Here is a 1,272-nt window from a genome sequence, read left to right as displayed (position 1 = left end):
TCGATGCCCATCAGACGCAGCCCGGCCTTGGACGCGCTGACACCGCCGAGGCGGGCGACGGCCCGCAGGATCGGCACGAGTTCGAGGTTGATCGCGCGAGCGCGGGCGATGTCGCCGTTCATGAACGCGGTGTGCAGCTCGCGCAGGCGGCCGGGAACGAGGTGGCCGATGACGCTGACGAAGCCGACCGCGCCGACCGCGAGCCACGGCAGGTTCAGCGGATCGTCGCCCGAGTAGAACTTCAGGTCGGTGGTTCCGATGAGCTCGGCACCGGCGTTCAGGTCGCCCTTGGCGTCCTTGACCGCGACGATCCGCGGATGCTCGGCGAGGCGGCGCAGCGTCTCGGTTTCGATCGGCACCACCGAGCGGGGCGGAATGTCGTAGAGCATCACGGGCAGGTCGGTCGCATCGGCGACGGCCGTGAAGTGCGCGTAGAGGCCCGCCTGCGGGGGCCGCGAGTAGTACGGGGTGACCACGAGCAGGCCGTGTGCGCCCGCACGAGCCGCGTCGCGCGCGAGCTCGACGCTGTGCGCGGTGTCGTTGCTGCCGGCACCGGCGATGATCTTCGCCCGGTCGCCGACCGCGGCGAGGACCGCGCGCATCAGTTCGAGCTTCTCGTTCTCGGTCGTGGTGGGCGACTCGCCGGTGGTACCGGCGAGAACCAGTGCGTCGCAGCCGCCGTCGACCAGGTAGGTCGCCAGACGCACTCCCGCATCGACGTCGAGCTTGCCGTCGGCAGTGAACGGGGTCACCATCGCCGTGGCGATGGTGCCGAACGGAAGCTCGACAGCAGAAGCGGAATCACCGTTGGTCATGGTCAGAAGGCTACCGCGTGCAGAAGGCGCTGCGACACACGCCCGCCCACCCCGTCGCGCTGTTCAGCCCTCCGTCGTGAACTGGCTGGCCGCGACCTCGGTCCCGTCGGGCAGTGTGGTGACGGCGAAGTCACCGAAGACGTTCGGTGCGACCTCCTGCAGGCGACGCAGGCACTCGACCGCGAGACGACGGATTTCGACGTCGGCGTGTTCGGTGGCACGCATCGCGATGAAGTGCCGCCACGCCCGGTAGTTGCCGGTGACGACCACGCGCGTCTCGGTGGCATTGGGCAGCACGGAGCGGGCGGCCTCGCGCACCCGCTTCGCGCGCAGCGGGCCCGCGGGAACGTGCGACAGCTTCTCGTCGAGAGCGCCGAGCAGTTCGGTGTAGGCCGCCCTGCTGGTCTCGGCGGCGGCGAGGAACAACCGCTCGAGCTCCTCGTCGCCCTCGATCGCC

At 70.1% G+C, this 1,272-nt stretch carries 2 protein-coding genes; both read right to left on the bottom strand.

The features are described from left to right. Window positions 1-815: 4-hydroxy-tetrahydrodipicolinate synthase (gene dapA, locus I0Q12_RS03500; protein ID WP_197250613.1), on the bottom strand; the 815-nt coding region annotated here is incomplete at its 3' end. A 63-nt stretch (window positions 816-878) separates the two neighbouring features. Further along, the coding region (locus I0Q12_RS31815) for an FAD-dependent thymidylate synthase (protein WP_231609929.1) at window positions 879-1,272 on the bottom strand (394 nt) is incomplete at its 5' end.

This window comes from Rhodococcus sp. CX (genome assembly GCF_015865005.1).
Lineage (GTDB): Bacteria > Actinomycetota > Actinomycetes > Mycobacteriales > Mycobacteriaceae > Rhodococcus.
The sequence above is the reverse complement of the archived record's forward strand: the minus strand, read 5'-3'. Positions and strand labels throughout refer to the sequence as shown.